Annotated in this window: 2 protein-coding genes; one reads left to right on the top strand and one right to left on the bottom strand. The window is 36.3% G+C overall.

The window, feature by feature from the left end; all coding sequences use genetic code 11:
* Positions 1–129: 129 nt before the first annotated feature.
* Positions 130–1,458 (bottom strand): NCS2 family permease, encoded by a 1,329-nt coding sequence (locus tag T529_RS0111530; protein WP_033163758.1) that lies wholly within the window; start codon positions 1,456–1,458, stop codon positions 130–132.
* 460 nt (positions 1,459–1,918) lie between these two features.
* Between T529_RS0111530 and T529_RS0111525 the strand changes: the two genes are divergently transcribed.
* Complete coding sequence (locus T529_RS0111525) at positions 1,919–2,584, top strand: hypothetical protein (protein WP_033163757.1); 666 nt, start codon at positions 1,919–1,921, stop codon at positions 2,582–2,584.
* Positions 2,585–2,903: the final 319 nt, after the last annotated feature.

The following is a 2,903-nucleotide window of genomic DNA, read 5'->3' as shown; positions in this document are numbered from 1 at the left end:
TTGCCATCCACCTGCATAGCAGGTGGTTTATTGTTTCACGTCCTACGTACGCTCAACTGTCTAAAGACTAGATACAAGCTTCGCTTGTACTACAAGAAAAGTGTGGCATGAGCCACACTTAGAAATCTATTACTTAGGTAATACAACGAAGTAAATGATAAAGAGTACTACGAGGCACCATACAATTAGTGATACTTCTTTAGATTTACCTGTAGCTACTGCAGTAATCGCATAAGTGATAAAGCCAAGAGCTAAACCATTAGAGATTGAGTAGCCAAGAATCATAAAGATGATTGTTACAAAAGCTGATGAAGCAAAGACAATGTTGTTCCATTCCAAGCCTTCTAACTGCTGCGCCATCATGATACCAACAACAACTAATGCTGGAGCAGTGACTGCTGATGTTACAGCTGTTAGTAATGGTGAGAAGAATGCTGCAAGTAAGAAGAGAACACCTGTTGTGACAGCTGTTAAACCAGTTCTACCACCAACACCTACACCTGAAGCAGATTCTACGAATGATGTTACTGTTGAAGTACCAACCATAGAACCAAATACAGTACCGATAGAGTCAGCTAATAATGCTTTTTCTACATCTCTTAATTCGCCTGTTTCTTTATCCATGATATCAGTCTTACCTGCTACGGCAACTAAAGTACCTGCTGTATCAAAGAAGTCTACGAATAATAATGAGAAGATTGCAAGCCAGCAATTAGGATGTGAGAATAATTCACTGAATCCTGATGCAAAGGCACCAAATAATGATGTATCAAATTCAATAGAAACAACACCATGAGGTAACTGTGGTAAAGCTTTAGCACCAGTAACGCCACCAAAGATCATACCTACGATTGCTGTTACGACTAAGCCCCAGAAGACACCAGCTGGCACATTCTTCCCCCAAAAGATTAATGTTACAACAATACCAAATAAGGCAAGTAAGACTTCTGGCTTTGTGAAGTTACCTAAGCCTACGAATGTAGCCTGGTTAGCCACAACGATACCAGCATTCTTTAAACCAACAAAGGCAACGAAGAAACCAATACCAGCACCAATAGCAAGTTTCAACTGCTGTGGGATGGCATTGATGATAGCTTTACGTACGTTTGTAACAGTGATTAAAATAAAGATTAAACCTGATACAAAGACACATGCTAAGGCACCCTGATAGCTTAAATGCATCTGTCCAACAATCGTATAAGTGAATAATGCATTGACCCCCATACCAGCTGATAAAGCAACTGGATAGTTGGCAAGTACACCCATGAGAATTGAAGTTAAACCTGAAGCAATAGCTGTTGCTAAGAAGACACCTTCTTTTGGCATTCCAGCCTGGCCAAGAATACTTGGGTTAACAGCTAGGATATAAGCCATTGCCAAAAAGGTAGTGACACCGGCAAGAATTTCAGTCTTGACATTAGTGCCATGTTTTTCTAGATTGAATAACTTTTCGATCAAAATAACTTTCCCCCTATATATTTCTTAAAAAAACACCTATATTATATGCAAAAACACAATGCACTGCAATATCAAAAAGATGTGATAAACTCAATATATTTCAATGTAAGGGAATACATATAAAAAGCATTGAATTTAAAATTTGTTAAGAAGTTCAAGATATTTTTTATATATCCATCTGTTCCGACTGACCATAATTGAATTTCTTCATGTCAAACAGCGTATTTTGTTATCTCTTGAAAAAAACAGCAAGACAGCCCTTTTGTGTGTACATACAAAGACCTAACTGCTATTTTTTGTATGAATGAATTATGTCTGTTTAAATCGGCAACAAACGCTCTCAAGCTAAGGCGAGTGATTTTTTTCACAAAATGTTTGAATTTTATTGTTTCTTGTTCGTAAATTGTAATAAACTCAACTTAAAGATGATCATCTCAATTTACATAAGGAGAACTTTAAAATGAAAATATTAAAACTAATTTTTTCTACTTTGTTGTCCTTTTCGCTGGTGTTTCTTCAAATGAATTTACTTCAGGCAAAGGAAAAAGTTACAAAGCTTAATGTGTCTAATACGAATTATGAACTGGTACAAGAGACTAGACGAAATGTTGTGACGTTTGAGACTGATAATATCATTCACAAAGTAATCGCAAATAAGGATACTGGCGTCATTTACCTAGATAATATGCCTATCGGAAATTATGATTTGGAGATAGAATCACCGATAAAGGTTGCACGTGCCTCAAGTAAAAACAATCCAATAAAAATGAACTTTACAGTTACAATAGCTGGTATTGCAGCAATTACTGCTGTTTTATTATCCTTGCCAGCGTTAACTGCTGCTGCAGCGTCAGTAGGAGTCTCCATGTCTTTGTTAAAAACTGCGGTAAAAACCATTTGTGGCAAAATAATAAGATATTATGGCACTATTTCAGCACTTGAACGTTATACAGGTTCGTACTATGTGTCAGGATGGATTTCTTTTGAATTGCAAAGAAAAGGAACATTGTCTAGATATGCAAACAAAAAACTGTATATAAAGTGCAAGGCATCTATTTTCAGCAAATCTGGAACATATAGCTTAGGAAGTGAGGGCTGGTGGTCATCGACACGGCCAGCATATTAAAAACATGAAAAACATACTAAAAAAGTTGACAAATAATGATTGTTTTACAGCAGTATGTCTTGTGTATATCTGCTTAGGAGCTGCAAGAAAGTGGCTGTTTTCGGCCAGCCATCTGGCCAACAGAGTATACGATATTTTGTCTTTCCTGATGGCAACATACATATTGTTCTATATATTTGCAAAATTATTAAATAGACTGATGAAAAGAAAATAAAGGGGAATAATTGATATGATCCCTGTCAAGTAGACAGAGAAAATATCCAAAACAACTACCAAGCAAGGTCAATTAGATTTGGCCTTGTTTTTTATTGTTGTGCTT

The organism is Sharpea azabuensis DSM 18934, assembly GCF_000702165.1.
Classification (GTDB): Bacteria; Bacillota_I; Bacilli_A; order Erysipelotrichales; family Coprobacillaceae; genus Sharpea; species Sharpea azabuensis.
Note: the sequence above shows the minus strand (reverse complement) of the source record. Positions and strands in the feature narration are given on the sequence as shown.

Coding starts and splice junctions, on each gene's coding strand:
- T529_RS0111525 (WP_033163757.1), top strand. CDS start 1,919: ATGAAAATATTAAAACTAATTTTTTCTACTTTGTTGTCCTTTTCGCTG.